The sequence below is a fragment of the Alteromonas sp. OM2203 genome, assembly GCF_048517045.1.
Classification (GTDB): domain Bacteria; phylum Pseudomonadota; class Gammaproteobacteria; order Enterobacterales; family Alteromonadaceae; genus Alteromonas; species Alteromonas gracilis.
This window is the reverse complement of the sequence record NZ_CP183209.1, coordinates 4,483,520-4,509,657: the sequence shown is the minus strand read 5'-3', so window position 1 is coordinate 4,509,657 and position 26,138 is coordinate 4,483,520. Positions and strand designations below refer to the sequence as shown.

The following is a 26,138-nucleotide window of genomic DNA, read 5'->3' as shown; positions in this document are numbered from 1 at the left end:
TTGGATTTGGAGGTAATATGGGTTTTGAAGGTTTTTTGGGTATTTTGGCAGTAATAGTGTTATTCGTTCTTAATGCTATCTTCAGCGGTGACGGAGCAGGCAGTAAAGAAAACGAACAACTAGATAAGCTTGACGATGGTATGGGAAATATCATCGCTGATGGCGAACATATGACTCGTCAAGAGGCTGAGGATGCTCAGGCGCGCGGCGAATTATACGACACCTATTATTAGGGCTAATTTACAACTCAATTTGGCATGCCAAATTGGGGAGAGGCTTTCATGAACGAAGAAAAACTGATTAATAACTTTGTATTGTGGCCATTTTTACCAGCGCTGGCAGAGATCAAGCATCGACTTTGTGGTATTGAGGTCGAATGTGAGCCACTAGGCCTTTCTTTTGATAAGGATGTTCAGACGGAAGAGGATATGTTACTCACTTTAATATCCCAAAAAGCGTTTGCGTTCGATGTAACCAACGAATATGGGGCTGTCTGGGATTTAAGACTGGGGCCCTTTTCAAAGTTTAAAGCGCGCAGCACCAAAATAACATTCCCGTTTACCGGCTATAATCCAAATAAGCGACAGCAAATCAGTAATTGGGTTATCGAGTTGTGTAACTTGGAAGGTAACGTATTTAACGGTATTACCAGGCATTAAAATTAATAGGAACTGCTATGACAACATATGAATGGTTTCAAATGTGTGTGTTAATGGTGCTGGCTATTCGCGCTACTCGCCACTACGACAAACTAAAACACGATCTATTTAAAGCAATTAAAGAAGGGAGAATATAGTGATGGCCCCGTTGCTTACAGGATGCGCCATGGTTCTGGCGTTGGTAATACTTTTTGCTTTGCTATTTCATTTTAATCGCGACAACATCAATAAATTCGACTGATAACTTACTCTTTTGAGCCAAGGAGTTAGGCATGCCTAATTCTTGGCGCCCAAAAACAGCTGTTTTCTTATACTTTACGTGAAAATCAAACCTCTGAAGTGGGTAAATTTCAGCGTATTTTCCAAGCTTAGAAAAAACCCTCCTAAAGTCACCCTAGTTTTTCGCGCTCACTCTGAAGGACTTTATGGCAGCCTGTTCTAAACAGTTTCACACGCTCATATAGCGTTTCGAATTATAAGGAACAGCACCAATGCTAAAAGCAAAACCTGACGGGATTTACGCCCTTAACAAAGATGGTGAAGAGAGAAAGATTTCCGGTCCGATAGAAGTGAAGGCTATCGTCTCTTCCCACGATAAGCGAGATGACTTTGGCCGACTTTTAGAGTGGAAAAACTACTTTGGCTTACCGATTCGTGAAGTACTACCAATGGGAGAAGTTGATGACAACTTCGCAAAGAAATTTAAAAAGAGGCTGCTTAGGTCAGGCTTTCAACTGTCGCCAGGAAAATACTCGTGGGAATCTCTTTTAGCCTACCTAATCGAAACTCCATGTAATAAGCATGCATACAGCGCGAGACAAAGTGGCTGGGTGGACGGCCAATTCGTGACTCCGGATTGGAGTATTGGCCGATATGAGACTCCGGCAGTTTATGTTGGTGATTTTGCTGGTGACGGCTTAGTTGAATCAGGCTCTCTATTGGACTGGCAACAAAATATTGGAAAATATTGCCGAGGTAATCCAATCATGATTCTTGCAGTATGTACTGCACTTGCGGCCCCTATTATTGGATGGACTGATTTGGAGAGCTTTGGAATACAAATCGTCGGCAGCTCAAAATCAGGCAAGTCTACAGTGATGAAAGTGGCTGCCAGTATCTATTCAGATCAAACCTACTGGGAGACTTGGAGCTCAACATCTAACGGTATTGAGTCTATCGCTCGTGCGCGAAATAACATGTTGCTTTGTCTTGATGAATTTAAGCAATGCCCCGCGCAAGAGATAGGCCAGTTAATTTATCACTTGTGCAATGGCGTATCAAAATTAAGAAGCCAGCAAGATGGTGCACTGGATAAGCGCTACCGTTGGCGCACAATAATTCTCAGTACCGGCGAGCTTACCCTTGAAGAGCTTTTGTTGGGCATCAATCAAAGTGTTAGTGCTGGGCAATCAGTCCGGTTGATAAAGGTTCCAGTATTTAGCAAATATGATGCTTTTGAAAATACTCATGGATTTACTTCAGCTAAGGAGTTTGCTGAGTACTTATCATCCTGCGTAGGTAAGTACCATGGCACTTTCATTAAATTGTGGGTGGAAGCTCTCTCAAAATTTGATTGCCCAAACAATGAAGTTATTAAAGAGTACAAAGATATTCGGGGGCAGTGGCCTTGGTCAAAAAACATAGAGAGCCAAGCTAATAACGTTTTAGATAAATTTGCGCTGCTAGCCGCCGCGGGGGAAATTGCCATTAATTTAGGGCTGTTGCCATGGCATTTGGGTGAAGCTAAAGATGCATTAGAACAAGTAGCAACAATTTGGCTAGATGATCGGAATAGCACCGAAAACTCAGAAAGTAAGAAAATTATTAAGAAGCTTGTCAAGCTAATCAATAAGTGGCGGCATAGCCTGAGTCCTCGAGAGGAATCACATAACGGGAGCATAGGATTCTTCGAATCAGAGCCGGAACTGGCTTGGTACATCCCTCAGCAGTTATTCAAATCGGAAGTAATTGAGTCTGTTGCTCATGAATACAGTCAAACAGTCCATTACATGCTTCAAAAAGGTTGGGCCATTTCCAATGAAGGCACGCGTCGCACATTTAAAATAGGAGGAGAGCGGTTTATTAAGTTCTTTCCCGAAAAAATCTGTCGTGAATGCGGTGAAAGTGTGGATTTATCCCACTTTTACGAAAATGATAACTCATTGAATAGTAATGCTAATCCCACTTTCCCAGTTTCCCAAAGCGAGAATTACTAATGCTTACTGACCAGCTATTTGACGAAATTAAATGCGTGATTGAAAGCCAACTTTGCAAAGTAGCGCTCAACAGCAAAGAGTTCCTCACATTTGATGAGTGTGTTCAGTACACAGCACTGAGTCCGAATTTCTTGCGTCAACAAGTACGGGATGGGTTGCCCTGTTACAAGCTAGGAGGGCGGCGAACATTCTTTAAGAGAAAAGAAGTTGATGCTTGGGTACTAAAGAATCGTGTCGAATTGGGAGGCGAACATGAATAACGAGCTATTTGAAAAACGAGCTGGCATTTTAAAACTCTATGGCGAAGAAGAGCGGTTGATAAGCGAGACTGAGCGCTGCCGCAGAACCGGCATTAGCCGCACTACCTGGTGGCGTATGCAAAAGGCGGGAGAAACCCCGCCAGCCTCTAGTGTCGGTAAAGGAAAAGCTCGCTGGTTACTGTCGGACGTTTTACTTTGGATTAATGGGAAATAAAAAACTAAACTGTGTGTGGACACCAAGCTAACAAGGCGGCTCAACGTATATCACGATCATCGAGAACGCCTTGTTCACTATCTGGGCTTATAACCCGAGCTTGAACTAGGTGGAGCAGGAGGTGGTGGTATGTATTTGTTTAACCAACTTTTTAAATCTGATAAAGACTCAAACTCTATCAATCCACAATTCTCATCGTTAGGATCATCAATCAGTATTTCTACGCCAGAATCATCGCCTTCTATTTCTAGTAGCCAATCAACGTAGAAGTTAAAAAGCTCATAGTTAGTTCCAACTTCATGATCAAAAAAGTTATCAATAAAATTTCTTGCTGGGATAGGTTTCCTAGTGGGTAATAGATCTTTTAGTTTACTTTCGTTTCCAAATATCTCTCGATTACATATTTGGTGCTTATATTTATTGAAGTAAATTACGCGTCGACGTTCCTTAACTTTCTTTGTCCAAGAGATATAGTGACAATTATTTGCTAAGTTGGCTTTTGCAACATCGGAATCTAAATCTATACATAATGTTCCCTTCGGTGCTTTTCAGCTTCAGATTTGAGATCTGTTTCATCATACTTAAATTCTGTAAGGGCAAATGAAACATTATCAGTAAAAATATAATCTGCACCTAATATAGTATCCATGCCATCCATTGAGCAATTAACTGCTTTTCGATTTCTTTTTGCTGCTGCCGCATGAAAGTGTTTAAAAAAGCCATCGATGGCTGACTGTTCTTTCTTTCGTTTCATGTTATTAGGTTTGGACACAACTGAGTAGCTTATTTTTTACTAGGAAGTACCCACAATAACATGCTGTGAGTTTCAAGTATGAAAACTTTTTGTACGCAATAGATATTAATAGCTAACATTAGAACATGTGGAAAAGTCTTGCCTCGACTTCGTCACCGAAGAAGAGGCTCTAAAGTTACAGATACGGCTTGGTGAATTACCTTTCTCTCTTCAAAGAAGTCATGTTTGTTATAAATTTCATCTAACGTACTGATTTTATGATTTAAACAACGTTCCAAATGAGCATCTTGAAACTTCAGTTCCGACCCAATAGATCTGAATGTACGACGAAGATCGTGCACTCTGAAATGTTCCAAATCACCCATACGGTTTGGCGGTGGAATTTTCTTACTTTTGTCTATACCGAACAGTGAATTAATAGCGCTGTTGATGGTATCAGGGCCCATATATGGCTTCTTGCTCTTGCGTCTAGCTGGAAACACATAATCTGAGCCATGTGAGCGAACTTTTAGTTCTTTCAGCCATTCGACAGCGAGTGGTGGTAATGGGATTTTTATTGCTCTAAATTTTTTTTTGGTGCGTTCTTTTGGTAGATGCCAAACCGCGTTATCAAAATCGAATTCGCTCCATGGTGCTTGAATTAACTCAGACTTACGTACCCCTAAAACTACCAACAAGCAACATGCCAGATAGTTGTCGCGAGTAAAGGATTCTGGGTATTTCCTGAATATGCTGAATGCTTGCTCTATCTCAACATTAGTTAATGCTCTTTGCCGAGATGGCTCATGCCCTCCAGCATCTTTGTAGTCAAAAGCCGAAGCAGGATTGTTTAGTGTAATATTTAGCTGAATTGCATGTTTAAAAAGGTTGTTAAGTAGGTCCAGTACATCATTCGCCACTGTAGGTCGCCCACTATCGGTAATAATATTTAGGATATCCCGAATATGGAACGCATTAACCTGCTCAACTTTCAGGTGACCAATGAACTTGGCTATTTCTCTGTCATATTTGCTTTTTGGAATGTCAGGCCTTTCCAATCGTTTGAGAAGCTTATTTTCGTACATATCGCGAAATAGCTCGTTAAAAGTCATTCCGCTATGCTTGGTGAGAGAGCTCAATGATAGTGGATCAACGCCTTCTCTAAGCATGGCTCTTATCGTTTCTGCCTCACCACGCGCTTCAGCCAGTGTCAGCTCCTCGAGTTTCCCCAGTGATTTTTCCCTTCTCTTTCCATTAAAGGAATATCTCAGGGACCAGTATGGTTCACCACGATTTGGAACAACGAACAATAATCCATTGCCATCGGATGTTTTACTTGGTTTGCTTTTAGCAAGTATGTTGACTTGTTTAACAGTTAAATTTGGCATTTTTTCACCTCTTGTACTCACCAGTGGTTTGAGACTAGCAGTGAAAAATACTCACCACAATACTCACCAATTAGATGAAACAGAATGAAAAAATACGGAACCATAAAAAACAAAACCCCACTATAAAGTGAGGCTTTTCAAAGTGTTGTGAGTTTTTGTGAGCACTAGTGAGCTTTACTCAATATTCTGGATCTGTTCGCGCATCTGCTCAATCAGTACCTTAAGTTCAACCGCCGATTGTGTGATGTCGGTGCTGATAGACTTTGAACCTAACGTGTTCGATTCGCGGTTAAACTCCTGCATCATGAAATCAAGACGGCGGCCTACTGCTCCACCCTTTTGAAGGATATTGCGGGTTTCTTTAACGTGAGCATTCAGACGATCTAACTCTTCCGCCACATCTACTTTTTGCGCAAGCATGATCATTTCTTGTTCAAAACGGCCTGCATCAAGCTCTACCTTTGCTTCTTCAAAGCGGGTTTGCACTTTTTCTCGCTGCCACACCATGATTTCAGGCATACGTGCGGCCACTTTTTCAGCTTCCACTTCAATGGCATCTAGGCGCTGCGTGATCATACCTTTAAGGGCTTCCCCTTCGGTAGCGCGGGCACTAATAAAATCGTTAAGTGCTTGGTCGAACGCGGCCATTACGTCAGCGTGGATGGTGTCCATATCGGCTTCTTCCGCTGCAATTACCCCAGGCCAGCGCAAAACGTCTAGTGGGTTAACCCCCGTGGATTGGCCATGGGATTGCACCCAGTCAGCGGCGTGAAGCACTTGCTTAGCCAACTCTTCGTTTAAGCTTAGCTTAGTTACAGCAGCATCGTTGGCAGTAAAACGCAGCGCACATTCCACCTTACCTCGAGCTAGCTTTTTACGGAATCGCTCACGTAAAACCGGCTCCAATGAGCGAAACTGTTCCGGCAGGCGAAAGTAAGTTTCTAAAAAGCGTTGGTTGACCGAGCGTATTTCCCACACGGCTGAGCCCCACTCTTTTTTTGTTTCTACGCGCGCAAACGCTGTCATGCTGTAAATCATAAATATCCTTTAAATTTAACTAAAAGCCTGCAAAAACAACCCGAACGTCGTGTTGTATACGTGAATATCTACAGCAGGTTTTCTTGTATTTTGTATATTAGCGCACATTTACGTAATTCAATAAGCAAACATGTAAAGTTCGTTTTTAACGGCCGCGGGTATTGCGTTATACTTAGGCGCAATTTCGTAGCTACATCGAATTTATAGGTTTTGACCGCGAATGGGGCTTTCTATTCACATATCGCCAATCAAACCTGTAAAACGCTACCCTTTTTTAAGCACTTACGTTGTGGAGAACACTATGCGTCCAAGCGGCAGAACCGCCAGTCAAATTCGCCCTGTTACAATTACTCGCCAATACACTTGTCACGCAGAAGGCTCTGTTCTTGTAGAGTTTGGTAACACTAAGGTGTTGTGTAATGCGACGGTAGAAGAAGGTGTGCCACGCTTTATGAAGGGCCAAGGGAAAGGCTGGATTACAGCTGAGTACAGCATGCTTCCACGTGCTACCCATACCCGCAGTGGTCGTGAAGCCGCTCGCGGTAAACAAGGCGGGCGCACGTTAGAGATCCAGCGTCTAATTGCGCGTTCACTACGCGCAGCGGTAGATTTAAAACTTCTGGGTGAAAACACCATTACGTTAGACTGCGACGTTATTCAGGCCGACGGCGGTACGCGCACAGCGTCAATCACCGGTGCGTGTGTAGCTCTTGTTGATGCACTTACTTACATGCGTGCAAAAGGCATTATCAAAACTAACCCGCTTAAACATATGATAGCCGCCCTTTCAGTGGGTATTTACGAAGGTACACCAATCGCTGACCTTGAGTACACCGAAGACTCAGAAGCCGAAACTGATATGAATATTGTGATGACTGAAACGGGTAAACTGATTGAGGTTCAAGGTACTGCTGAGGGTGAACCCTTCTCGTTTGAAGAGCTTGACGAGATGCTGAAAATTGGTAAGCACGGGTTACGTGAACTGTTCGATATTCAAAAAGCTGCACTAGCGTAAATCAGTAATTAAGAGGTCATCATGAAAGCGTTCCAGCGTGATTTTATCGAGTTTGCCATTGAGCGTGGCGTACTGAAATTTGGCGAATTCACTTTAAAGTCAGGCCGCGTAAGCCCGTACTTTTTCAATGCAGGTTTGTTTAATCGCGGTGGCGATTTGGCTAAGTTGGGGCGTTTTTACGCTGACGCGCTAATGGATGCAGGCGTTGAGTTCGATGTACTTTTTGGTCCAGCCTATAAGGGCATTCCAATTGCGACAACAACAGCTGTTGCATTGGCAGATAGCCACGACCTTGATGTGCCTTATTGCTTCAACCGCAAAGAGGCAAAGACTCATGGCGAAGGCGGCAACTTGGTGGGAAGTCCACTTGAAGGTAAGGTTATGCTGGTGGATGACGTGATCACTGCGGGTACAGCTATTCGCGAATCGATGACCTTAATCGAGCAGCAGCAGGCTAGCTTGTCTGGCGTGCTGATTGCGCTAGACAGACAAGAGCGCGGTAATGGCGAACTGTCAGCTATTCAAGAGGTCGAGCGCGATTTTGGCACTCAGGTTATCTCTATTGTATCCCTTGCCGATGTCGTAGCTTATCTGGCAGAAAAAGGCGGTTTTGATAGCGAGATTAGCGCTATTAACACCTACCGTGAAAACTATGGCATCTGATTTTGACAGCGCATTTAGCGCGGCTAGTCAGCATTTAGATGCGCTAGGATTGCGTTGCCCAGAGCCAGTAATGATGGTGCGTCTGAATATTCGAAAGCTGGCCGATGGGGAAACTTTATCGGTCACGGCTGACGATCCCTCAACGGCCAGAGATATTCCTAGCTTTTGCCGCTTTATGGATCATACGCTCATTGCGTCTCAAACTGAAACTATGCCATATCAATATGTCATCAAGAAAGGGCGCGACTAAGCGCCTTTTTACTCTACTTTTCGATACTTTGCTTCAAGTGCACAATAAAGGCCAAACATGATAAAGCCTACTCCCACAGCGGCGATAAGATAGGGCCCAAAGGGTTGCTTCATCAAGGTTTCGAGCGCTTTTTGTAGGCCACCGGCTTCTGATGGGTTACTTAATAAGGCGGCTAGGATAAAAAAGCCTCCTACCAGTGAATAAACAACGCCTCTAGCGGTATAGCCAAGTCTGCCAGTTACCGTTACACATTTTGTTATACGCTGACTCAATGAGGACAACGAGAACTTCTCTAGAAAATCGGTTGTGTAAGCGTGTTTAAACTGCACGATCGCGAAAATGAGAATACATACACCAATAGCTGCCACAACCATTAATCCCCATTCGTACTGAAGTAAGTATTCACTGACCTCTTTGCTATTGCCTTGTGAGGACGAACTACTTTGTATTTCGAGTAAGGTTTTCCCTCCCGCATATGCTGCGGCAAAGTAAAAAGCACCTGATACAAAAAAGAAAAGTTTATTAATGATATGAATAAAAAGACTGTCGTCTTCTGATTTGTCTTCAATAAAAATTTGAAGCCAGCGCCATAAGGCGTAACACGCAAGACCTATCACAAGAATACATAAGAAGATCTGGCCAAGGGGCTGCTGCTTCAATGTAATAAACACATTGGACTGGGAGGCTTTTTCACGATTCAGCGTGGTCAGTACTGAAGTCAGGATGAAGACACCGAGCATTACATACATAACAGTCTTAGCGCTATAGCCCGCTTTAGCTGTCACTTTCTTCCATTTAAACGAAGTTTTCACAGTTCCCTCTCATCACTTTTTAGCAAAATTAATAAATTACTTTCAAGTGATGTATCAAATTGTGTTCCGCTTTTACGTTAACTTTCTAGGCTGTTCGCCGCCGCTTGTATTAACAGCTTTTGTAAAACTCGTTTACTACGAGCGCAAGTGCAGTGGATATCTGTCATGTGCAACACTTCTCCGCTCAACATTTTTTGTAATACTGAGGCTTTGACGTTCAGTGAAACAAATCCTTCTTCATTTGAATGTTGGTTTAGTGTCATTGTTTTCCCCCTTTTTATCGTTCGCTTAATGAAGTGCTTTATACATAGGCTGACTTACCTCGTTAGGTAAACAAACATGCTCGAGGGTTTGCTGTATTGCTGTAATAAGTTTGCAGACGGATGGACGAGTAGCATGAAGAGGTAAGATTGCGATTAGCTGCTGCTGACACTCTTGTAATATAGCATGAGCCTCACGCTTTCTTTGCGCTTCGGTAAGTAAAGACGACAGATATATACCCATGGTGCCAAATGCGAGTACATCTTCTTGAACTGTCTTCTCTTTGCCAGCCGAAATGGGTTGCAGCGCGCACAGGATGGTTTTCGCGGCCTCAAAAGTTTGGTAGCCGAGCTCTCGTGCGTGTTCCAGCCTGCCCTGCTGACGCGCCTTTTGGGCCTGCGCCTGCATGGTAAGGCGATGCTGACGTGCATCTGAAGGGTTTAATAGCAGCCACTTTTTGTAGACTGGACATAGACGCTGAGTATTCATAAAAGCACCTCCTGTTTTTTTAATACATTAGTGCAAATGAGAATCATTATCAAATGTAAAGTTCAAAAAATCTATCCGATCAATTACTGTTTCAGGGAAGCTGTAAATCAAACGGTAAGGATTGCAAGGTGAAAGACCCTAAGCGCGATGGTAGTTACGCGATTAAGTTAGATAGCCACCATAAAAGAAGCACGACGAGAGTGATAGCGATCACGGCTTTTATTTTATAGCGTTTAATGAGCTGTTCGGCCTTATCTCCAGCGTAATACACCACAACAGCAAGGCCAAAGTAACGTATTGCTCTTGCTATAACAGTAGCTAAAAGAAACAGAGGGAGCGAAAACTTGGTTGCGCCTGCAGCAAGCATGGCAACTTGAAAGGGAATAGGGGCAATACCAAGCGTCATAACGAACCAAAAGCCTTGGCTTTGCATGTTCTGTTTTACATTCTCGAACTGGTCTTGGCTGAAAAACGTGTCAATCAACCACTGTCCAATCATATCAAACAGGTAATAACCAAGGGCGTAGCCAAAAATGGCTCCGATCACGCAGCCAATCGTTGCCATGAGTGCGATTTTCCAAAGCGACTCACGTCTTGCCTGCATCAAGGGAACCATGACGGCTTCAAGGGGAATAGGCACTATGGTTGATTCTAAAAATGATGCTAACGTAATACCTTTAAGCATATGTTTAGAGTCGATGAGCTTTTTGGTTTTGTCTTTAACCTTTTTACCGAGTGCCATGTAATCCCTTCTGCTAAATTGTCTTTATTGCTTATAAATAACACCATCTTTCATTACAAAAGACACCTTTTCCATAAGCGTAATGTCGTCAAGCGGGTTGCCCGGTACTGCTACGATATCAGCTAACTTGCCTTGCTCTAACGACCCTAAAATATCGCTAATACCCAATAGTTTAGCGCTATTAACGGTCGCGCTGAGTAATGCATCAGCAGGTTTCATACCCGCTTCTACCATTAGCGAAAACTCCTGAGCATTGTCACCATGGGCCGACACACCGCTGTCTGTACCAAAAGCAATTTTTACACCCGCTTTGTGTGCTTCAGCGAAAGTATTTTGAATAAGAGGGCCGATGGCAGCGGCTTTTGGGCGAACTAATTCAGGAAAAAAACCGTCTATTTTCGCTTTGTCAGCAACGAACTTTCCGGCCAAAATTGTCGGTACGTAGTACGTGCCATGCTTTTTCATAAGAGAACGAATCTCATCATCCATAAAAGTGCCGTGTTCGATGGAATCGACACCCGCCTCAATAGCTCGCTTCATCCCCTCTTTTCCGTGAGCATGCACCGCGACTGTCATACCGTAGTCTTTTGCGGTATCTACGATAGCTTCTAACTCGTCAGTCATAAACTGTGGGTTCTGACCACTTTTAGCAACGCTGAGCACGCCTCCTGTTGCGGTAATTTTTATAAGGTCTGCACCGTCTTGATAACGGGCTCTTACTGCCTCACGGGCTTCTACTTCGCCATTGGCCACGCCTTGTTTAGGGCCAACGTCAGGCCGTAGTAAGTGCGACATACCGTTACTTGGGTCGGCGTGTCCTCCCGTTGTCGCAATAGATTTGGCCGCAGTATAAATGCGTGGCCCTGATGCGTATCCTTTGGTAATTGCGTTTCTCAATGCAACGGTTTCATTATGACCATCGCCAAGATTTCTAACGGTGGTAAAACCTGAGTTAAGGGTTATTTCAGCATAGTTAGCTGCCCGTAATGCGTAGTCAGCTTCATTCAGCGAAAATCGTTCTAGATAGGTTTGAGGCCCGCCGTGTTGCGACGATAAATGCACATGCATATCCATCAGACCTGGCATGACGGTTGAGTCTTTAAGATCAATAACCGTGTCGCCTTCTTGGGCTTGAATAAACCCCTTCTTCACAGATGAAATGGTATTGCCATCGACAATGATAGTGATGTTATCTTGAAGTTGTTTCGAGGTGCCTGTAAATGCTTTTCCCGCATGAATTAACGTTGCTGCGGTTGCACACAAAGACGATGACATTAGAGCACTGGCTACTGCTAACGAAATAAAGGGCTTATTCATGATATAGGTCTTCTTGTTGATTGTTTTATAGACTATATCGAATGTAATTCACTCGTTGTTATAACGCAAAGCAAAGCGCTACTAACGGCTGCTTTTCGCTGATGAGTAACCTTTTATACCAGTCCGCATAGATAAGTGACCACTCAGAAGGCGCTGGCAAGTTTCCTAGCGAAGCGTGGGAATGCAGGAATGGCTGTTCCCTTTCAAATTCCCAGAATGAAGCTAGGAAGCTTGCCAGACCTTCCCGAAGGGCGAGTTTAAAATGTCCGTACTCTTTGTTGTGTCACCTTGATGTAGAACCACTATACCTGCGGTAACACGCCGCGATTACGAACATTTTAACTCTCGCTGAGTGGGTAATTATCTATGCGGATTGGTATTACATCTATTTACACGACGTTTTTGCGTATTTTGCTATTTCGGCACTTCACCGAGTACAAACCGTTGGCTATTCGACGTTATATAAAAAGATGTTAGCGCATCATTTTGCTGCACGGAGGCATTTTCAAGAAGTTGATAATAAACATTTTGATGTAGCCTAGCCCATAGGTTCCTGCGAACGCATATATAAGGAATTGGGGTTGCTTGTGGGTCTTGTATCGCCTTTGGCGGCACCCGAAGCTCAAGCTGGTGGGCTGATTCTAATCTTATCTCATCACCGGTTTGTGTTGTAAATTGATAAACTTCGCTACCTGTCTTTTGATCTGTCGTTTTCTCCCACTGTGTGACAAGAAAAGGCGTGTCTTCTACGGTAATACCCACCTTTTCAACGGGCGTAACGAGAAAGTAGCTGTCCCCTTCCCGTTTCAAGACGGATGCAAAAAGTTGAACAAGACTTGCACGTCCAATAGGGCTTCCTTCATAGAACCATCGGCCATCTAACGCAATGGTAAGATTGATATCGCCACAAAAGTCAGGATCCCACTTTTCAACAGGGGGCAAAGGGCGCGTCTTTGAAGACGTGCCCTTTAATTGCTGCTGAAACCTAGTTAGATCCACGTTCTTCCACCATAAGCTTTAACTCGCGAAGCTTTGCTTTAATGCGGCGCATATTATCTGGGCCAGTGCGAAGCAGTTGCTTCTGAGGTTCATTTAAGTTTTCTAAACGCTCATCAGCATACTTGTAAGCTACTGAGTCTGTGTATACCTCAACTGGAACAGGAACTTCAGGTGTATCCAGAAGCTGGTCTATAGCTTGTAGTAGCACTTCGTTGAAATCTTCATTGGGGTTACCAATTTCTGAAAACTTAGCTTGTATATCCTCTTTATATATACCGTAAATGTTGAGAAGCGCTTCGTTATTAAACGATTCCAACATGTCTACATAAGGCGTGTATCGTTTGTAGCTTGCCGCATCTATCCATTGTTTACCCGCTTGAGAATATACGCGGAAATTCTGCTCGGGAGGCGTAAGCAACTGGTGATTAGGGGCCATTTCATCATTGGCTAAATTTGTTACTGATACCACGAAGCGCTGAATAAGTCCTTCGTTTACTAGCATGCGATTTACCGTTTCTTCATCGGCAGAAGAACTCTCAATTAACGAGGCTTTTACTGCAGGATCGCTAGTATCAAGAGGTTCAGGGTCTGGCTCTACAGGTTCTGGAAGTGGCTCTACTTCGTCTTTTTCATCCAACTCCACCGTTGGTGCTGGTTGAGACGGTTCAAAGATTTCTGGTTCTTCGGAAGGGGTTACCTCTGGCTCAGTGATTTCTGGCTCAGGATTGATAACTGTCTCTGGTTCATCCTCGCTGGGCCAAAAAACTACGGCCAGAATTACGATAAGAAGAATGCCAACAATAATAAAATGTGGGCCTAACGATTTCTTTTCTGACGATTCGCTCATAATGACTCCGCTACAAAAAATATCCTTTGGATAATACTACCAGACATAACACTTAAATTTAGAAAATCAATCAAGAGAATTGTTCCCAAACGTTGCAAATTCCTTATTTAGAACATCTTTTTAACGTGAAAAAGTCAGTTTTCGATTTGTTTAAACATAAAATCAGAGAGATTTACTTATTTCGGCAGAGCTTGAGCCTTCTTAATATGTAAACAAGCGCTGTGTTTTAAAAACAATTGTTTAACAAAGCCTATTTATGTACTAATGTGTTGATTCGTAAACCTTAAACGTCGGCTATCTGCGATATTTATAGCGAGGCGACAGAAAAGCGGATGCGAAAGTGTTCAATGTAAGTTGCAGGAAATTAAGTGTGAATAAAATTAAGCAATATCACCCAAAACTCCACTTCGCCGTAAAGCGTTATAGCTTTTTGCAATATTTAATCATGCTTGTTATCACTGCCTATCTACTGGTGAATATGACTAGCTTGAGCGCAGAACATCAATTAATCGCGGTTGTTACTGTGGTGATTATGAGTATTCAAAATGGGTTTATTTTGTTTAGAGCTAAACTCGCGCTTGCAATGGAAGGACCACGATTACTCGTGTTTCCGCTTTTGTGGATAGCCTCTGGAATGGGCATGGCGGCAACACTATACAGCGCGTCATCGATAGTTTCATTGTTTGTTTTAGCGAATGCGGTGCGGCATCGCAACCATAGACGGCCTTTTAACTTATCAAATGAACCCGAAAACATTGCTTAGCGTATATATGAAGCTTTTTTATCGATAGTGTGTTTTTGACGGTGACGTAAAAAAAGATAACGAACTACCGCCGAACAAGATAAAAAGCATAGAGGTAGAAAGCACAAACGTGCAAGCTTTGTTCTAGAGGTAGATAATGCATAAATTTTATTTTCGGGATATAGAAGATACGCCAACGGTTATCGAATACTTAGAAGTTCAATCTTATGAAATGAATGTGTATCTGGTCTATCTGTCAATTGGTAATCAAAGCGGCATGCTTTACGACAAGAAAGATAAACCTATGCGCTTTTTCAGTGCTGGGCACATACGTGAAGCCTTTGCGCACTGTCATGTTCAACACGCAGTAATGAAGCACGATACGCCTTACGATGAGATGATTGGAAATCCTCCGAAAAGTAAAGAGCAGATGGCACTACCTTTCAGTATGGACCTGCCTTATTAGTATGTTCGCCGCTTAGCTTTTAAGCCATATGCTGGCGGCTTTACGCATGTTCACCTGGGCTTTCAGTCGTTTAGCGAGAAGAAACAATCCTCCCAGCTTTCTGTGAATGAACAAAGCGTCTACCGGTGGCGTGTGCCAAAAGTTGTGCTCCATGGTAAGCGTCATTCCTTTTTCGTGAAGTCGAGAAATCAGATCGCTTTGTCCAAAATCGTAGGGGCCTTCATACCTGATAGCTTCACAGGCTTCCATACCAATACTAAGTACAGCGTCTATTTGCCCTTGTGAATGACTGTCATCAATCAAGCCAATTGATAATGCCGCTTGTTGCATGGCAGTTTTATCGCTTTGAGCTGCGCTATTTAACAGAGATTGGTACGCTGTAGAAATCGATTCAGGTATTTCTCGCGTGGCGCCAAAATCTAGCAATACCACTTCCTTGGTGTCGGATTTAAACCGATAGTTGGCTAAATTGGGGTCGCTTTGAAGCAGCTTGAAGTTGAATATTTCATGAAAAAATAATGTCATCAACGCTGTCATAACTGCATTTCTTGTTTCTTGAGACTCTTGCTCCAAAACCTCTAATTTTTGGCTTTCTATAAAATCCATCGCCAATACCGTATCGCTGGTAAGGGGCGAATAGGTTTTTGGAATAACAAAGGCTGAACCAAGCTGCAAATTAGCGTTATGCTCTTGAACCAGTTTACGATAACGGTCTAGCATTTGGGCTTCGCGCTCATAATCCGCTTCTTGATGAAGTTGCTTTTTAGCGTCTTCGAGCAACGGGCCTATATCAAGGGATTTAGGCACTAATCCCGTTAGCTTTATAAGGGAAGCAACATTGTCAACATCACTATCGATACTCTTTCTAACGCCGGGATATTGTACTTTAACCGCTAACATTGTGCCGTCCATGGTAATCACTTTGTGAACCTGACCAATAGACGCGGCAGCAATGGGCGCAAATGAAAAATAGAGTAAATCGTCTTGCCATTTTTCACCCCATGCTTTGCTCAATGTTTCTATCAACTGATCTTTAGGCATGGGGTCGGCGTCTTCTCGCAATCTACCTAGAATAACAGCGAGCTCTTCAGGTAAAAAATCACCGGCATCCATTGATATTAGTTGGCCAAGTTTCATGGCCGCTCCACGCATACTAGCAAGCTGGTCTGCAATGTTTGAAACGTTCTTAGGCGTAAGGAGTAGCGAAGACAGCGCCGGCTTCTCCCCTCGCAAGAGTTGACCCGCACCTTGACTTACAACGTTTCCTGCTATTTTCCCGGCCAAAGCGCCTAAACGACCGATGCGAGAGAGTCGCGACGAAGGGATAGCTTTGCTAGGGCGTGGTGCTGGACTGTCAACAGAATCAGGTTTCTGTGCCATAAACTCACTCTGGTTTGGTTAAGAGGCGAGACAAGAGCATGCATGACTCTATGCATGCAAAAGAAGATATGCTCTTAATTATACCAGTCCGCATAGATAATTACCCATTCAGCGAGAGTTAAAATGTTCGTAATCGCGGCGTGTTACCGCAGGTATAGTGGTTCTACATCAAGGTGACACAACAAAGAGTACGGACATTTTAAACTCGCCCTTCGGGAAGGTCTGGCAAGCTTCCTAGCTTCATTCTGGGAATTTGAAAGGGAGCAGCCATTCCTGCATTCCCACGCTTCGCTAGGAAACTTGCCAGCGCCTTCTGAGTGGGCACTTATCTATGCGGATTGGTATTACAGTATTAATACTCAAAGATTAGCATTCTGGATCGTGGAAGCCGGTGATAGTTTAGTATGATTCACCTTATCGTCAGCACGCGTTGTTATATCCCGAGAGCTATTTGTTTGCTGTTGGTGTGTAAAGCAACCACTGCGAAAAAAGGAAGCAATGGTTACCATGCTCTAGATGATTTGAGAAATGAACTGAATAATTAAGCCAACTACGCTTCCATAAGCGAAACCGGCCCAGCCATTTGCCGCTCTGTATCGCCAAAGCGATGCGCCAAAGAAACCACACCATAGCATCGCCGCATAGGTGGATATAAGGCCGCCGCCCATACCGGTATCTGGCAAAAATAGCATGACGACAAAAGTCAGAGCCATAGCGCCACTGAGTAACACCCACATTACGTTTTTCTTATCCGCAAATGCGTTGCTTTTTGTATTCATTGAACCATTAGCATCTTGTGACAGCTTAGCGTCTTGCACTTGATCGGCACGGAGTGCCGCTTTTGCGGACCGCATTTTTCGCTCACTGCGCTCGCTTCTTGATTGGGTTTTCTTGACCTGTGAAGGCAACGTTGTTGCAGTGCTATTGGTCATGATTTACCTCATTAACTGGTTTTCAGTAATATTTTTATCCACATCCAAGATAGAGCATGATTGCAAAAACCACTATAAGACTTCGGTCTCACATGGAAAGTAGTGGCCATGGTTTTTGGGCTTCTATTTAGCACTCAATTTAAACGAATGAGCATAGATAAAACACAGGGGTAATGGTTAAAACTGCAAACAAAAAAGCCCACCTGCGCTCATAGTTATACAACAATGAAAGCGGGTGGACCTTTTATAACTTAATACTGCTAGGTATCAGTGATGGTCGCTATTCTGGCTTTTGAAGCTTACTTCTAGCAAGTTTACGCTATCAGCAAAAGTCAGGGTTTTAATATCCCCCCTACCTTCTACATTCAGTGTATTCACTTGCTTCGGCCACAAATCGCGTAATGCATCGTGGCGAATTTTTATGCCTTCAAGCACCGGCGGTTCAGCGGTTTCCTGATAAACCCAAAAGTGCTTACCTTCAACTTCAAAGCCCACATCAGCAAGCTTTAACGGCTCACCCGCTGCATTTAAAATTGCGAAGTGATGGGCAACGTAATCAGCAAATTGTTGCTGCGTGTCCACGTCATCCATAATATCGGCATGTTTATCAAACAGCGCCTTAACCGCATGTTCAGCATCATGCAAATTAAAGCGGTGCATCACTTCAATATTTTCTGTTCTAGGATTAAACAGTACTGTAGTAATTGCAGCTTTTATTTGATGTGCGTGGGCGACGTTGCTGTATGAAACAGCGCTAACAAATAGTGCAGCCATGATAGCGAATGCACTTACGCTTGCGAGCAGAGCATTAGCGCTCTGCTGCAAACGGGTCAAAGACAACTTACTCGTCATCTTTGTCCTCGTCGTCGGTTTTCAGTTCGGTCTTTGAGTCGTGCATAAGGTCGCGGTACTCGTAAGTGTTACGCGGCTTATTCTTATACGCTTCAATACGCGAAGGAATGATACGGCGCGGGTAGTGGTTATTTTCCACATCTACGTCTGCGGTTTCCCAGTGCGGATCAACGGTTACGCTTACCAGCTCTTTGTCTTTGTCGGTAACAATAAGCTTGCTTACCGCTTTAGGCGTACGACGCCAGATTTCCGCAGGAATACGCATTTCTTCTTTCGTACCGTCTTCAAAGGTTAGCTCAAGAATGATCGGCATCACCAACCCACCCTTGTTGCTGAAATCTAGCACGTAGTAGTTCTTGTCTTCTTTAACCGCACGCTCAAACGCTTTACGCTCCCAAGGCTCAAGATCTTTCAAGAATTTCTTGTACTTGTTGCGCTCTTTGTTAGTTACGGTGTAACGATCGTTTTCGTCGTAGAAATCACTGATATCTTCAAAGCGATCTACCCAAAGTTTTTTGCCTTCTTCTTTATTACGAAGGTCGGTAAGTGACTTCGGTTTTTCCATTTCTGCTTCGCGTTCGCGAGCAAAATCGATATCTGGATCTTCAGTGTCTAAACGAAGCTTATATACGCTGTCTAGGCTAATATCTACATGGTCTGTGGTGTAAAACCAACCACGCCAGAACCAGTCTAGATCAACGCCTGACGCTTCTTCCATAGTACGGAAGAAATCTGATGGTGTAGGACGTTTAAACATCCAACGCTGCGCGTATTCTTTAAACGCGAAGTCGAAAAGCTCGCGGCCAAGAATAGTTTCACGAAGAATATTAAGCGCTACCGCTGGCTTGGTGTAGGCATTAGGGCCAAGGCGAAGTACCGAATCAGACTGGGTCATAATTGGCACCTGTGTCTGAGATTTCATGTAGCCTGTGATATCACGTGGCTCAACGCCCCAAGGAATCGTAGGATCCCACTCACGACCGGCAACGCCGTCTAGGAAGCTGTTAAGACCTTCATCCATCCATGTCCACTGACGCTCGTCAGAGTTAACCGTCATAGGGAAATAGATATGACCTACTTCGTGAATAACTACGCCAATAAGGAAACGTTTCTCAGCAAGCGAGTAAGTGCGTGAACCATCGTCACGAAGCTCTGTACGCGGTCCGTTGAAGGTGATCATGGGGTATTCCATGCCGCCAACCGGGCCATTTACTGACTGGGCTACTGGGTATGGGTAATCGAAGCTGAAGCGGCTATAAACATCCATGGTGTGGATGATTGATTCTGTAGAATACTTCTGCCATAGCTCGCCACCTTCTTTCGGGTAGAAAGACATGGCCATTACCAATGGTTGAGTGTCACCGCCTTGCTGATAACCACGCGCATCCCACGCAAATTTACGCGAAGAGGCCCATGCAAAGTCACGTACGTTTTCTGCCTTAAAGGTCCAAGTTTTAAGCTTAGTCGTGCCTTCTTTTTCGTTCTCAATCGCTTCTTCTGGTGAAACGATGAATACGATACGGTCAGCTTTTTCTGCCTTTTTCAGACGGTCACGCTGTGTTTTAGTTAACACGTCTTTCGGGTTTTGAAGCACACCCGTTGACGATACGATGTGGTCAGCAGGAACCGTAATATCTACTTCGTAGTTACCGAACTCTAGCGTGAACTCACCACGGCCAATAAATTCTTTATTAGTCCATGCTTCGTAGTCGGTGTATGCAGCTAGGCGTGGGAACCACTGTGCTAGCAAGAAGATGTCGTTACCACCTTCACGTTCGTCATCAGGGAAGTGCTCGTAACCTGCACGTGCTGAAACAGCGTCTTCTTCAACAATGTTAAACGCGAAATCGATATCAAAGGTAACTTTGCTGCCTGGCTTCAACGGTTGAGCAAGGTCAACACGCATAAGCGTACCTACAACGGTATGGCGCAAGTCGTTACCCGCTTTGTCTTCTACGCGGGAAATGGTGTAGCCCAGCTCGTTGTCGTCAACAAACTGCTGACGGCGCAAAGCACCCATGCTTAGCTTCGCCGGCGCATCGCCGCTAGCAGCTTGCGTACCCGGCCCGCGGTTACCGATACCGCCAAACGTGGTAGTAAGCGCAGACATTGAATCGTCGCGGAATTTGTTTTGGTCAAGCTGGATCCACAAGTACTTAAGCGTATCTGGCGCGTTGTTGTGGTAAGTAATGGTTTCGCTTGCTTCAATGCGGCGTTTGTCTTCAAGTAGTTTTACGTCAATATCGTAATCTACTTGTTGTTGCCAATATTGGTGGCCTGGCTCACCAGCGGCGTTACGGTATACGTTTGGAGTAGGAAGAACTTCGTCCAGCTGACGGAATTTATCTTCGAAATCGCCTTTAGTTTGTTTAATAGCGGCGGTACTAGGAAGAGAAATCAGCATAGACAACACTGGCGCTAGCCAGAAAAAGTGTCGTTTTGCGGTGCTCATGCAGTTTCCTTGCAACTTGTAAGTTAGAATTGTTATAAAATAACGCATTCAAGTATATAAGTATGCACGGCACAATCCAATTTTTTGACCGTAAACTAACCATGTTTTAACGCAAAAAAACTGTAACAGAACGTTTTGTTTCCCGCTTTAACTGTCGTATTCTTAACGCCTTGTTTTCTTTTTTCTTCCCCCCTTTATGAACCGTTTTAGTTGGCAACGTGCCGTTATAAAAGTAGGCAGCGCGCTCATTGCGCCAGAAGGTAATGAATGCAGTGGTCGTTATTTACTGTCTCTCGCTCGGTTTATTACCGCCAGTCGTGAAGCTGGAAAAGACGTTATTCTGGTTTCATCTGGAAGCGTCGCGGCTGGCAGAAGTAAAGTGAAGGTTCGTCACAATGCATCTATTGCAGAGAAACAAGCCATGGCAGCCATAGGTCAGAACTTGATGATGGCAAACTGGCAGCGATTTTTCGATTTCCCCTGCGCACAAGTATTGCTCACGGCTGATGACTTACGAGATAGAACGCGCTATGTAAATATCAAAAACACCTTGCGCGAAATTTTGAATCACAATGCGTTACCCATTGTGAATGAGAACGACACCGTAGCGGTGAACGAACTTAAGGTGGGGGATAACGACAACTTGGGTGCCTACACAGCATTGGTAGCACAAGCTGACACCTTAATTATCTGCTCAGACATCGACGGCTTATTTACCGCAGACCCAAGAAAAGACCCAACTGCGACACTCATTCCACAGGTAGATAAAATAGACAGTACAATTTATCGTCTTGCAGGTGGTGCTGGCACTTCGGTGGGTACAGGCGGTATGCGTACGAAAATCGAGGCGGCAGAGAAGTGTACCAGTAGCGGTATTCAAACCCTTATTGTAAATGGTAGAAAAGGGGAAACCTTTGACGCGCTGCTTGAAGGTAAAGTGCCTGGTACGCTTTTCAATGCACGTAGTTCACCGGCAAGCGCTCGTCGCTTATGGCTTACCCATACGCTAAAAACAGCGGGGCAAATTGAAGTCGATAATGGCGCGAAGCAAGCTTTGGTAACTAAGGGGGCGTCTTTATTACCTTCCGGCATTATCAATGTGACGGGACACTTTGAACAAGGTGATGCGGTAGAAGTGATGTGCGAAGGCGTAATCATCGCCAAGGGACTTTGCTTGTATAACGCAAAAGACTTAACCGTTATAAAAGGGAAAAAGTCGAAAGATATCGCCAGTGTGTTAGGTTATGAAACAACGGATGTTGCCATTCACCGTGACGATATGGTGCTTTACTCATAGCGCTACCCAAAAGAATCGCTGCAATAGACTACCGCACATTAAACATTAATTGGCGTTAGTCGTTCATCGATTTTCATTGTTTGCGCCAACAACAAAGCGATACATTTATTCACTAAGGGACGATCATGACTGATATTACACCAACACTCGCAGACTACCCTTACAAAGTCACGATAGCTACGCGATGGCAAGACAATGACGCTTATGGACATGTCAATAATGTTGTGTATTACGGCTTCTTTGATACCGCAGTAAACCGCTTTCTAATTGAGGAAGGTGGGTTAGATATTCACAACGGGCAAACAGTGGCCTATGTGGTGAGCAGTCAATGTCAGTACATCGCGCCGGCAGCGTATCCTGAGGATATTTTTGTGGGGCTGCGCGTTATAAAAATTGGCAGAAGTTCAGTGACATACGGTTTGTCTGTTTATGCAGGAGACAACAAACGCAGGGTAGCACACGGCCAATTTGTGCATGTGTTTGTAGACCGAAAATCTGACAAAGCTATCCCTATTCCAGTGAGCATTAAAGCCGCCCTCGAATCCATCGTTGAAGTCATGTAGGTAGCGCTGTAATGGTTAAAAAAGTTGTCTTTCTTGATGCCGAAACTATGGATTTGTCTAGCCTCGATACAAGCGCGCTCGACAGCCTTAATGCCGATGTTACCCTTTATCATCAGACTCAAATGAAAGACGTGAGTAAGCGTATTCAGAGTGTCGATGCTGTGCTGGTCAATAAGGTCGTGTTGCGAGCAGATGATCTCCGGCAAGCGAAACAGCTTCGCTATATCGGTGTGACAGCCACCGGCATGAACAATATCGATCATGATTATTGCCAACACGCTGGTATTACCGTGCAAAACGTAGAAGGTTACGGCACCGACAGTGTAGCCCAGCACACGTTAACCTTAGCGCTCAATTTGGCCACAAACTTTGTGGTTTACCAGCAAGATGTGCACAAGCAGGCGTGGTCCGCTTCACCTCATTTCTGTTTGTTGAACCATCCTGTGATAGAACTTGCGGGTAAGAACGCGGTGATTGTAGGTCATGGCGAGCTTGGTAAGCGTGTAGAAGCATTGTTCAAAGCTATGGGTATGAAAGTGAGTATTGCTGCTCGTCCCGGCAAAAAAGACGATCCTCGCCCTAGCCTAGTTTCTCTTTTACCCCATGCTGACGTGATAAGCCTTCACTGTCCGCTTACGGAAGATACCGATAAACTCATTGATGCCGATATGTTATCGCTAATGAAGCCAACGGCCTTCCTTATTAATACGGCCCGCGGCGGGCTTATTGATGAAGAAGCGCTTTATCATGCGCTTAAAAACAACCATATTGGTGGCGCGGGCCTAGATGTGCTAAGTGTGGAGCCTCCGCCTGTAGATCATATATTGCTTCAAGAGGCGTTACCTAATTTGCTGGTAACGCCGCATAATGCGTGGATTGGTAATGGCGCTAGGCAAAAACTGCTCGACAGAGCCCTTGCTCATCTAGCCGATTTTTTGGGGTAAAACGCCGCTATGAATAACGCGACCTTATTTGCTCTGTGCTGCCTGATTTGGGGCTCAACCTGGATAGCCATAACGTATCAAATAGGGCACACCTCTGAAACTTTTGCTATTGCACTGCGTTATTTATTAGCGTCGGCCTGTTTAGGAATTTACTGTGTTATTAGGCGTTTGCCGCTAAAGCTGCCGTTGCATGTTCATGTGAAAATGGCCGCGGTGGGGCTTTTTCTATACAGTTTAAACTACACCTTGCTGTATATGGCACAGGCACACATTATCAGCGCGCTGTTAGCGTTGATGAGCTCCTGCATTATTTATATTAACGTGGTGCTTCGTCGCTGGTGGCTGAAAGAGCCTATTAGAAAAGAAGTCGTTATTGGCGCAACGTTTGGTCTAGCAGGCATTATATGCTTGTTTGTACCTGAGTTTTCCAAGGTAACGATGGATGCTGCTCTTGCTACTGGTCTTGCCATAGCGTTTGTGAGTTTTTTCTGCGCTTCAACGGGCAATGTCATTTCAGAACGTATTTTGACTTCGGGAACGCCCGTGATCCAAATGAACTTCTATGCAATGAGTTATGCCATGGTGCTGCTCTTTATCACTTCTTTGGCGATGCCCGGTGAGCTAATTATTCCAACCGATACCGCCTTTTATTTATCACTATTGTACCTAGCGGTCTTTGGCTCAGTATTCGCGTTTGGGGCGTATATGAAGCTTTTAAAACAAATGGGCGCTGACAAGGCTGCCTATGTTGTGCTGGTATACCCTATGGTTGCGCTGGTTATTTCTACCTTTTTTGAAGGCTATACCTGGAGCGTGTTATCTGTGATTGGCGTTATTATTGTACTGGTGGGCAACGCCGTTGCTATGGGAAAAGTGCCCCGCTTTATGCGTCGCCCACCGGTGTCGAGCTAGAGTCTGTAAACCAAAGAACAATAGACCTTGATATAACCTTTTATTTGAGCGCGTTGATTTTCTTGTTTAGCTCATAAGCTGGCTCAGTGACAATAGTTTCTAGGGTTTCAATACGCGCCATCAAAGCGGTAATTTGTGCATCTTTCTCTTCTAAACGCTGCTGCTGTTTATCGGTTACGCTTTTGACAAACGGGTTGCTGCACTCGCCGTTCATCCAGTCGTTTAATCGCCACTGAAATTTTGCGTCTAGGTAGCTTGCCAAAAGCACAAGCGACGTGATGCTGCCAATTAACAATACTAAACTTAGCGTAGACATAATGTTTTCCTCATACAAATCCAAAGATTTTTAAAATTTGCTACTACAGTTGGTGAGCTTTTTGGGCTATGGCATCAAAAAGCGCGTTTATGCATGTTTAATTTAAGTAGTCAGACGCTGTTCAAAAAAATTACAACGTTTAAGAAAAAGTTTGTAATAAAAACGGGTTTGGGCAGACTGATAGAAGTAACATAATAAAATAACAACAATTTTTGCGATTAGGGACGTAACGTTGGTGCAGGAGTTTGAGGATGTTTTTGCGCAATACGGGGCGTTACTTAGCCGCGTAGCCAACAGCTATGAAGCCAACGAGGCAATGCAGCAAGAATTATTACAAGAGATCGCTATTGCCGTTTGGCAGGGATTGTCTCGCTTTAAAGGCGACAGCAGCGTGAAAACTTATATTTTGAAGATAGCCCACAACCGCGCAGTGACTCACGTAGCAAGCCAAGTGAAGCGCCTTGATACACATCAGTATGACCACGATAACATAGGGTCTGATGGATTTTTGAGCACGACCAATTCACCAGAAGAAGTGTCCAGTCAACAACAGTCACTTGAGCGTTTACTGCACGCAGTACGGGCGCTACCTCTGCAGCCACGACAAGTGCTTACCCTTTCTCTTGAAGGCTTAAGTTACGATGAAATTGCAGATGTATGCGGCCTGACTAAAAACCATGTTGGGGTGATATTAAAGCGCGCCAGACACAGTATCATGCAGGAGCAACCGCATGCATAATTCAGATAATGAAAAACTGAATAAACCCTCAGAAGCCGTTAAAAATGAGCCAAACGATGCATTATCTGCGCTATGGCAAGCTCAAACTGTTACCACTATTAATTTAGATGAAGTAAAAGCCAGCCTCGGTAGCGAGCGAACAAAGCAGCGTTGGTACATGGTATTGGACTTATTAATGATTGTTCCTGGTATTTATGTTTTCTTTAAATATTGGGACAACATGTCGTACATCGCGCAAATGATAATTTTGTTTATCTCAATCTCCTCTCTTCCTTTTCTTGCTTACCAACTATGGCTAAGAAGCGAAGCTGCATTTTATAAAAATGCACAAACTGCTGATCATCTCGCAAAACTTACTAAGCAAATTAAGAACAATGTCAGGATCGCTTATATGACTAAACACTCAACGTGGATAGGCATGGCTTTTGGGGCAGGTCTGGCTTTAGAGCGTCTTTTCTCTGGTGAACTTACATCTGAAAAATTAGCGAGAATGGTTGTTGTAATGTCTTCAATAAGCATTGTGATGCTAATGTGGTATGTGTGGGCACACAAAAGACAGAAGCGCTTTGAACGTCAATTCGAAACGCTCAAAAGTATGGCGCAGCAGCGTTAAACGCTGCTGTAGAATTGGCACTTTGTG

Annotated in this window: 30 protein-coding genes; 15 read left to right on the top strand and 15 right to left on the bottom strand. The window is 44.1% G+C overall.

What is annotated here, in order from left to right; translation table 11 throughout:
• Positions 1-17 precede the first annotated feature (17 nt).
• The 4 genes from ACM0P2_RS19765 to ACM0P2_RS19750 all read left to right on the top strand — a co-directional run bounded on the left by ACM0P2_RS19765 (position 18) and on the right by ACM0P2_RS19750 (position 3,349).
• Complete coding sequence (locus ACM0P2_RS19765; protein WP_419227062.1) at positions 18-233, top strand: hypothetical protein; 216 nt, start codon at positions 18-20, stop codon at positions 231-233.
• Between the two features lie 48 nt (positions 234-281).
• Positions 282-659, top strand: coding sequence for a hypothetical protein (locus ACM0P2_RS19760; protein WP_419227061.1), 378 nt, complete (start codon positions 282-284; stop codon positions 657-659).
• A 491-nt stretch (positions 660-1,150) separates the two neighbouring features.
• Complete coding sequence (locus tag ACM0P2_RS19755) at positions 1,151-2,875, top strand: DUF927 domain-containing protein (protein WP_419227060.1); 1,725 nt, start codon at positions 1,151-1,153, stop codon at positions 2,873-2,875.
• Between the two features lie 252 nt (positions 2,876-3,127).
• Complete coding sequence (locus tag ACM0P2_RS19750) at positions 3,128-3,349, top strand: helix-turn-helix transcriptional regulator (protein WP_419227059.1); 222 nt, start codon at positions 3,128-3,130, stop codon at positions 3,347-3,349.
• A gap of 520 nt (positions 3,350-3,869) precedes the next feature.
• Here ACM0P2_RS19750 and ACM0P2_RS19745 read toward each other — a convergent pair.
• The 3 genes from ACM0P2_RS19745 to ACM0P2_RS19735 all read right to left on the bottom strand — a co-directional run bounded on the left by ACM0P2_RS19745 (position 3,870) and on the right by ACM0P2_RS19735 (position 6,508).
• The gene (locus ACM0P2_RS19745) at positions 3,870-4,103 is read right to left on the bottom strand and encodes a hypothetical protein (RefSeq protein WP_419227058.1); all 234 of its coding nucleotides are present in this window, start codon (positions 4,101-4,103) and stop codon (positions 3,870-3,872) included.
• 152 nt (positions 4,104-4,255) lie between these two features.
• Positions 4,256-5,470, bottom strand: coding sequence for a tyrosine-type recombinase/integrase (locus ACM0P2_RS19740; RefSeq protein WP_419227057.1), 1,215 nt, complete (start codon positions 5,468-5,470; stop codon positions 4,256-4,258).
• A gap of 174 nt (positions 5,471-5,644) precedes the next feature.
• Positions 5,645-6,508 (bottom strand): YicC/YloC family endoribonuclease, encoded by an 864-nt coding sequence (locus ACM0P2_RS19735; RefSeq protein WP_156087296.1) that lies wholly within the window; start codon positions 6,506-6,508, stop codon positions 5,645-5,647.
• 301 nt (positions 6,509-6,809) lie between these two features.
• Here ACM0P2_RS19735 and rph point away from each other — a divergent pair, with 301 nt between their 5' ends.
• The 3 genes from rph to tusA are packed head-to-tail and all read left to right on the top strand — an operon-like array spanning position 6,810 to position 8,436.
• Complete coding sequence (gene rph, locus ACM0P2_RS19730) at positions 6,810-7,523, top strand: ribonuclease PH (RefSeq protein ID WP_014951432.1); 714 nt, start codon at positions 6,810-6,812, stop codon at positions 7,521-7,523.
• A 21-nt stretch (positions 7,524-7,544) separates the two neighbouring features.
• Complete coding sequence (gene pyrE, locus ACM0P2_RS19725; RefSeq protein ID WP_159118722.1) at positions 7,545-8,186, top strand: orotate phosphoribosyltransferase; 642 nt, start codon at positions 7,545-7,547, stop codon at positions 8,184-8,186.
• Positions 8,176-8,436, top strand: a complete 261-nt coding sequence (gene tusA / locus ACM0P2_RS19720) for a sulfurtransferase TusA (protein WP_159118720.1) — start codon at positions 8,176-8,178, stop codon at positions 8,434-8,436. The genes pyrE and tusA overlap by 11 nt, the downstream gene beginning before the upstream one ends.
• An 8-nt stretch (positions 8,437-8,444) precedes the next feature.
• On the opposite strand, the gene ACM0P2_RS19715 is transcribed toward tusA, so the two are convergent.
• The 7 genes from ACM0P2_RS19715 to ACM0P2_RS19685 form a co-directional block, all read right to left on the bottom strand.
• Positions 8,445-9,248, bottom strand: a complete 804-nt coding sequence (locus ACM0P2_RS19715) for a DUF1206 domain-containing protein (RefSeq protein ID WP_159118718.1) — start codon at positions 9,246-9,248, stop codon at positions 8,445-8,447.
• A 77-nt stretch (positions 9,249-9,325) separates the two neighbouring features.
• Positions 9,326-9,511 (bottom strand): hypothetical protein, encoded by a 186-nt coding sequence (locus ACM0P2_RS19710; RefSeq protein WP_159118716.1) that lies wholly within the window; start codon positions 9,509-9,511, stop codon positions 9,326-9,328.
• A 25-nt stretch (positions 9,512-9,536) separates the two neighbouring features.
• Positions 9,537-9,998, bottom strand: a complete 462-nt coding sequence (locus ACM0P2_RS19705) for a hypothetical protein (protein WP_159118715.1) — start codon at positions 9,996-9,998, stop codon at positions 9,537-9,539.
• A gap of 154 nt (positions 9,999-10,152) precedes the next feature.
• A complete protein-coding gene (locus ACM0P2_RS19700; protein WP_159118714.1) occupies positions 10,153-10,740 on the bottom strand; it encodes a YqaA family protein in 588 nt (195 codons plus the stop codon).
• A 24-nt stretch (positions 10,741-10,764) separates the two neighbouring features.
• Positions 10,765-12,057 carry an amidohydrolase family protein gene (locus tag ACM0P2_RS19695; protein WP_419227056.1) on the bottom strand — a complete coding sequence of 431 codons (1,293 nt, stop codon included), beginning with the start codon at positions 12,055-12,057 and terminating at the stop codon, positions 10,765-10,767.
• 414 nt (positions 12,058-12,471) lie between these two features.
• Positions 12,472-13,056, bottom strand: a complete 585-nt coding sequence (locus ACM0P2_RS19690; RefSeq protein ID WP_159118710.1) for a DUF1285 domain-containing protein — start codon at positions 13,054-13,056, stop codon at positions 12,472-12,474.
• Positions 13,043-13,903: a DUF3014 domain-containing protein gene (locus tag ACM0P2_RS19685; protein ID WP_419227055.1), complete on the bottom strand. Its 861-nt coding sequence runs from the start codon at positions 13,901-13,903 to the stop codon at positions 13,043-13,045. The genes ACM0P2_RS19690 and ACM0P2_RS19685 overlap by 14 nt, the downstream gene beginning before the upstream one ends.
• Before the next feature lie 370 nt (positions 13,904-14,273).
• Here ACM0P2_RS19685 and ACM0P2_RS19680 point away from each other — a divergent pair, with 370 nt between their 5' ends.
• The gene (locus tag ACM0P2_RS19680; RefSeq protein ID WP_419227054.1) at positions 14,274-14,666 is read left to right on the top strand and encodes a hypothetical protein; all 393 of its coding nucleotides are present in this window, start codon (positions 14,274-14,276) and stop codon (positions 14,664-14,666) included.
• Positions 14,667-14,802: 136 nt separating this feature from the next.
• Complete coding sequence (locus tag ACM0P2_RS19675) at positions 14,803-15,111, top strand: DUF6482 family protein (RefSeq protein ID WP_105932425.1); 309 nt, start codon at positions 14,803-14,805, stop codon at positions 15,109-15,111.
• A gap of 12 nt (positions 15,112-15,123) precedes the next feature.
• Here the strand turns inward: ACM0P2_RS19675 and ACM0P2_RS19670 are convergent, their stop codons facing one another.
• The 4 genes from ACM0P2_RS19670 to ACM0P2_RS19655 all read right to left on the bottom strand — a co-directional run bounded on the left by ACM0P2_RS19670 (position 15,124) and on the right by ACM0P2_RS19655 (position 20,727).
• Positions 15,124-16,491 (bottom strand): ABC1 kinase family protein, encoded by a 1,368-nt coding sequence (locus ACM0P2_RS19670; protein WP_419227053.1) that lies wholly within the window; start codon positions 16,489-16,491, stop codon positions 15,124-15,126.
• 512 nt (positions 16,492-17,003) lie between these two features.
• Positions 17,004-17,423 (bottom strand): hypothetical protein, encoded by a 420-nt coding sequence (locus ACM0P2_RS19665; RefSeq protein WP_159118686.1) that lies wholly within the window; start codon positions 17,421-17,423, stop codon positions 17,004-17,006.
• 267 nt (positions 17,424-17,690) lie between these two features.
• Complete coding sequence (locus tag ACM0P2_RS19660; RefSeq protein ID WP_159118684.1) at positions 17,691-18,275, bottom strand: DUF6702 family protein; 585 nt, start codon at positions 18,273-18,275, stop codon at positions 17,691-17,693.
• A complete protein-coding gene (locus tag ACM0P2_RS19655; protein WP_014980757.1) occupies positions 18,265-20,727 on the bottom strand; it encodes a M1 family aminopeptidase in 2,463 nt (820 codons plus the stop codon). Before ACM0P2_RS19655 ends, ACM0P2_RS19660 begins: the two co-directional genes overlap by 11 nt.
• Positions 20,728-20,923: 196 nt before the next feature.
• Between ACM0P2_RS19655 and proB the strand changes: the two genes are divergently transcribed.
• The 4 genes from proB to ACM0P2_RS19635 all read left to right on the top strand — a co-directional run bounded on the left by proB (position 20,924) and on the right by ACM0P2_RS19635 (position 24,443).
• On the top strand, positions 20,924-22,024 hold the full coding sequence (gene proB / locus ACM0P2_RS19650; RefSeq protein WP_419227052.1) for a glutamate 5-kinase: 1,101 nt from the start codon (positions 20,924-20,926) through the stop codon (positions 22,022-22,024).
• A gap of 125 nt (positions 22,025-22,149) precedes the next feature.
• A complete protein-coding gene (locus tag ACM0P2_RS19645; RefSeq protein ID WP_419227051.1) occupies positions 22,150-22,587 on the top strand; it encodes an acyl-CoA thioesterase in 438 nt (145 codons plus the stop codon).
• Between the two features lie 11 nt (positions 22,588-22,598).
• Positions 22,599-23,531: a D-2-hydroxyacid dehydrogenase gene (locus tag ACM0P2_RS19640; RefSeq protein WP_159118678.1), complete on the top strand. Its 933-nt coding sequence runs from the start codon at positions 22,599-22,601 to the stop codon at positions 23,529-23,531.
• A 9-nt stretch (positions 23,532-23,540) separates the two neighbouring features.
• On the top strand, positions 23,541-24,443 hold the full coding sequence (locus tag ACM0P2_RS19635) for a DMT family transporter (protein WP_159118676.1): 903 nt from the start codon (positions 23,541-23,543) through the stop codon (positions 24,441-24,443).
• A 40-nt stretch (positions 24,444-24,483) separates the two neighbouring features.
• Here ACM0P2_RS19635 and ACM0P2_RS19630 read toward each other — a convergent pair whose 3' ends face one another.
• Positions 24,484-24,759 (bottom strand): hypothetical protein, encoded by a 276-nt coding sequence (locus ACM0P2_RS19630; RefSeq protein WP_105932434.1) that lies wholly within the window; start codon positions 24,757-24,759, stop codon positions 24,484-24,486.
• A 232-nt stretch (positions 24,760-24,991) separates the two neighbouring features.
• Here ACM0P2_RS19630 and ACM0P2_RS19625 point away from each other — a divergent pair, with 232 nt between their 5' ends.
• Together ACM0P2_RS19625 and ACM0P2_RS19620 are read left to right on the top strand one after the other, a co-directional pair.
• Positions 24,992-25,498, top strand: a complete 507-nt coding sequence (locus ACM0P2_RS19625; RefSeq protein ID WP_159118674.1) for an RNA polymerase sigma factor — start codon at positions 24,992-24,994, stop codon at positions 25,496-25,498.
• Entirely contained in the window at positions 25,491-26,111 is a 621-nt protein-coding gene (locus ACM0P2_RS19620) for a hypothetical protein (RefSeq protein WP_159118672.1), read from the top strand. The genes ACM0P2_RS19625 and ACM0P2_RS19620 overlap by 8 nt, the downstream gene beginning before the upstream one ends.
• The last annotated feature ends 27 nt before the right edge of the window (positions 26,112-26,138 follow it).

What these genes read in the sequence shown, in the direction of transcription:
- tusA (WP_159118720.1), top strand. Translation starts at nt 8,176, where the DNA reads ATGGCATCTGATTTTGACAGCGCATTTAGCGCGGCTAGTCAGCATTTA.
- ACM0P2_RS19685 (WP_419227055.1), bottom strand. Translation starts at nt 13,903, where the DNA reads ATGAGCGAATCGTCAGAAAAGAAATCGTTAGGCCCACATTTTATTATT.
- rph (WP_014951432.1), top strand. Translation starts at nt 6,810, where the DNA reads ATGCGTCCAAGCGGCAGAACCGCCAGTCAAATTCGCCCTGTTACAATT.
- ACM0P2_RS19665 (WP_159118686.1), bottom strand. Translation starts at nt 17,423, where the DNA reads ATGACCAATAGCACTGCAACAACGTTGCCTTCACAGGTCAAGAAAACC.
- ACM0P2_RS19655 (WP_014980757.1), bottom strand. Translation starts at nt 20,727, where the DNA reads ATGAGCACCGCAAAACGACACTTTTTCTGGCTAGCGCCAGTGTTGTCT.
- ACM0P2_RS19635 (WP_159118676.1), top strand. Translation starts at nt 23,541, where the DNA reads ATGAATAACGCGACCTTATTTGCTCTGTGCTGCCTGATTTGGGGCTCA.
- ACM0P2_RS19735 (WP_156087296.1), bottom strand. Translation starts at nt 6,508, where the DNA reads ATGATTTACAGCATGACAGCGTTTGCGCGCGTAGAAACAAAAAAAGAG.
- ACM0P2_RS19755 (WP_419227060.1), top strand. Translation starts at nt 1,151, where the DNA reads ATGCTAAAAGCAAAACCTGACGGGATTTACGCCCTTAACAAAGATGGT.
- ACM0P2_RS19705 (WP_159118715.1), bottom strand. Translation starts at nt 9,998, where the DNA reads ATGAATACTCAGCGTCTATGTCCAGTCTACAAAAAGTGGCTGCTATTA.
- ACM0P2_RS19660 (WP_159118684.1), bottom strand. Translation starts at nt 18,275, where the DNA reads ATGACGAGTAAGTTGTCTTTGACCCGTTTGCAGCAGAGCGCTAATGCT.
- ACM0P2_RS19630 (WP_105932434.1), bottom strand. Translation starts at nt 24,759, where the DNA reads ATGTCTACGCTAAGTTTAGTATTGTTAATTGGCAGCATCACGTCGCTT.
- ACM0P2_RS19675 (WP_105932425.1), top strand. Translation starts at nt 14,803, where the DNA reads ATGCATAAATTTTATTTTCGGGATATAGAAGATACGCCAACGGTTATC.
- ACM0P2_RS19750 (WP_419227059.1), top strand. Translation starts at nt 3,128, where the DNA reads ATGAATAACGAGCTATTTGAAAAACGAGCTGGCATTTTAAAACTCTAT.
- ACM0P2_RS19695 (WP_419227056.1), bottom strand. Translation starts at nt 12,057, where the DNA reads ATGAATAAGCCCTTTATTTCGTTAGCAGTAGCCAGTGCTCTAATGTCA.
- ACM0P2_RS19760 (WP_419227061.1), top strand. Translation starts at nt 282, where the DNA reads ATGAACGAAGAAAAACTGATTAATAACTTTGTATTGTGGCCATTTTTA.
- ACM0P2_RS19640 (WP_159118678.1), top strand. Translation starts at nt 22,599, where the DNA reads ATGGTTAAAAAAGTTGTCTTTCTTGATGCCGAAACTATGGATTTGTCT.
- ACM0P2_RS19740 (WP_419227057.1), bottom strand. Translation starts at nt 5,470, where the DNA reads ATGCCAAATTTAACTGTTAAACAAGTCAACATACTTGCTAAAAGCAAA.
- ACM0P2_RS19710 (WP_159118716.1), bottom strand. Translation starts at nt 9,511, where the DNA reads ATGACACTAAACCAACATTCAAATGAAGAAGGATTTGTTTCACTGAAC.
- ACM0P2_RS19620 (WP_159118672.1), top strand. Translation starts at nt 25,491, where the DNA reads ATGCATAATTCAGATAATGAAAAACTGAATAAACCCTCAGAAGCCGTT.
- pyrE (WP_159118722.1), top strand. Translation starts at nt 7,545, where the DNA reads ATGAAAGCGTTCCAGCGTGATTTTATCGAGTTTGCCATTGAGCGTGGC.
- ACM0P2_RS19745 (WP_419227058.1), bottom strand. Translation starts at nt 4,103, where the DNA reads ATGAAACGAAAGAAAGAACAGTCAGCCATCGATGGCTTTTTTAAACAC.
- ACM0P2_RS19645 (WP_419227051.1), top strand. Translation starts at nt 22,150, where the DNA reads ATGACTGATATTACACCAACACTCGCAGACTACCCTTACAAAGTCACG.
- ACM0P2_RS19765 (WP_419227062.1), top strand. Translation starts at nt 18, where the DNA reads ATGGGTTTTGAAGGTTTTTTGGGTATTTTGGCAGTAATAGTGTTATTC.
- proB (WP_419227052.1), top strand. Translation starts at nt 20,924, where the DNA reads ATGAACCGTTTTAGTTGGCAACGTGCCGTTATAAAAGTAGGCAGCGCG.
- ACM0P2_RS19670 (WP_419227053.1), bottom strand. Translation starts at nt 16,491, where the DNA reads ATGGCACAGAAACCTGATTCTGTTGACAGTCCAGCACCACGCCCTAGC.
- ACM0P2_RS19700 (WP_159118714.1), bottom strand. Translation starts at nt 10,740, where the DNA reads ATGGCACTCGGTAAAAAGGTTAAAGACAAAACCAAAAAGCTCATCGAC.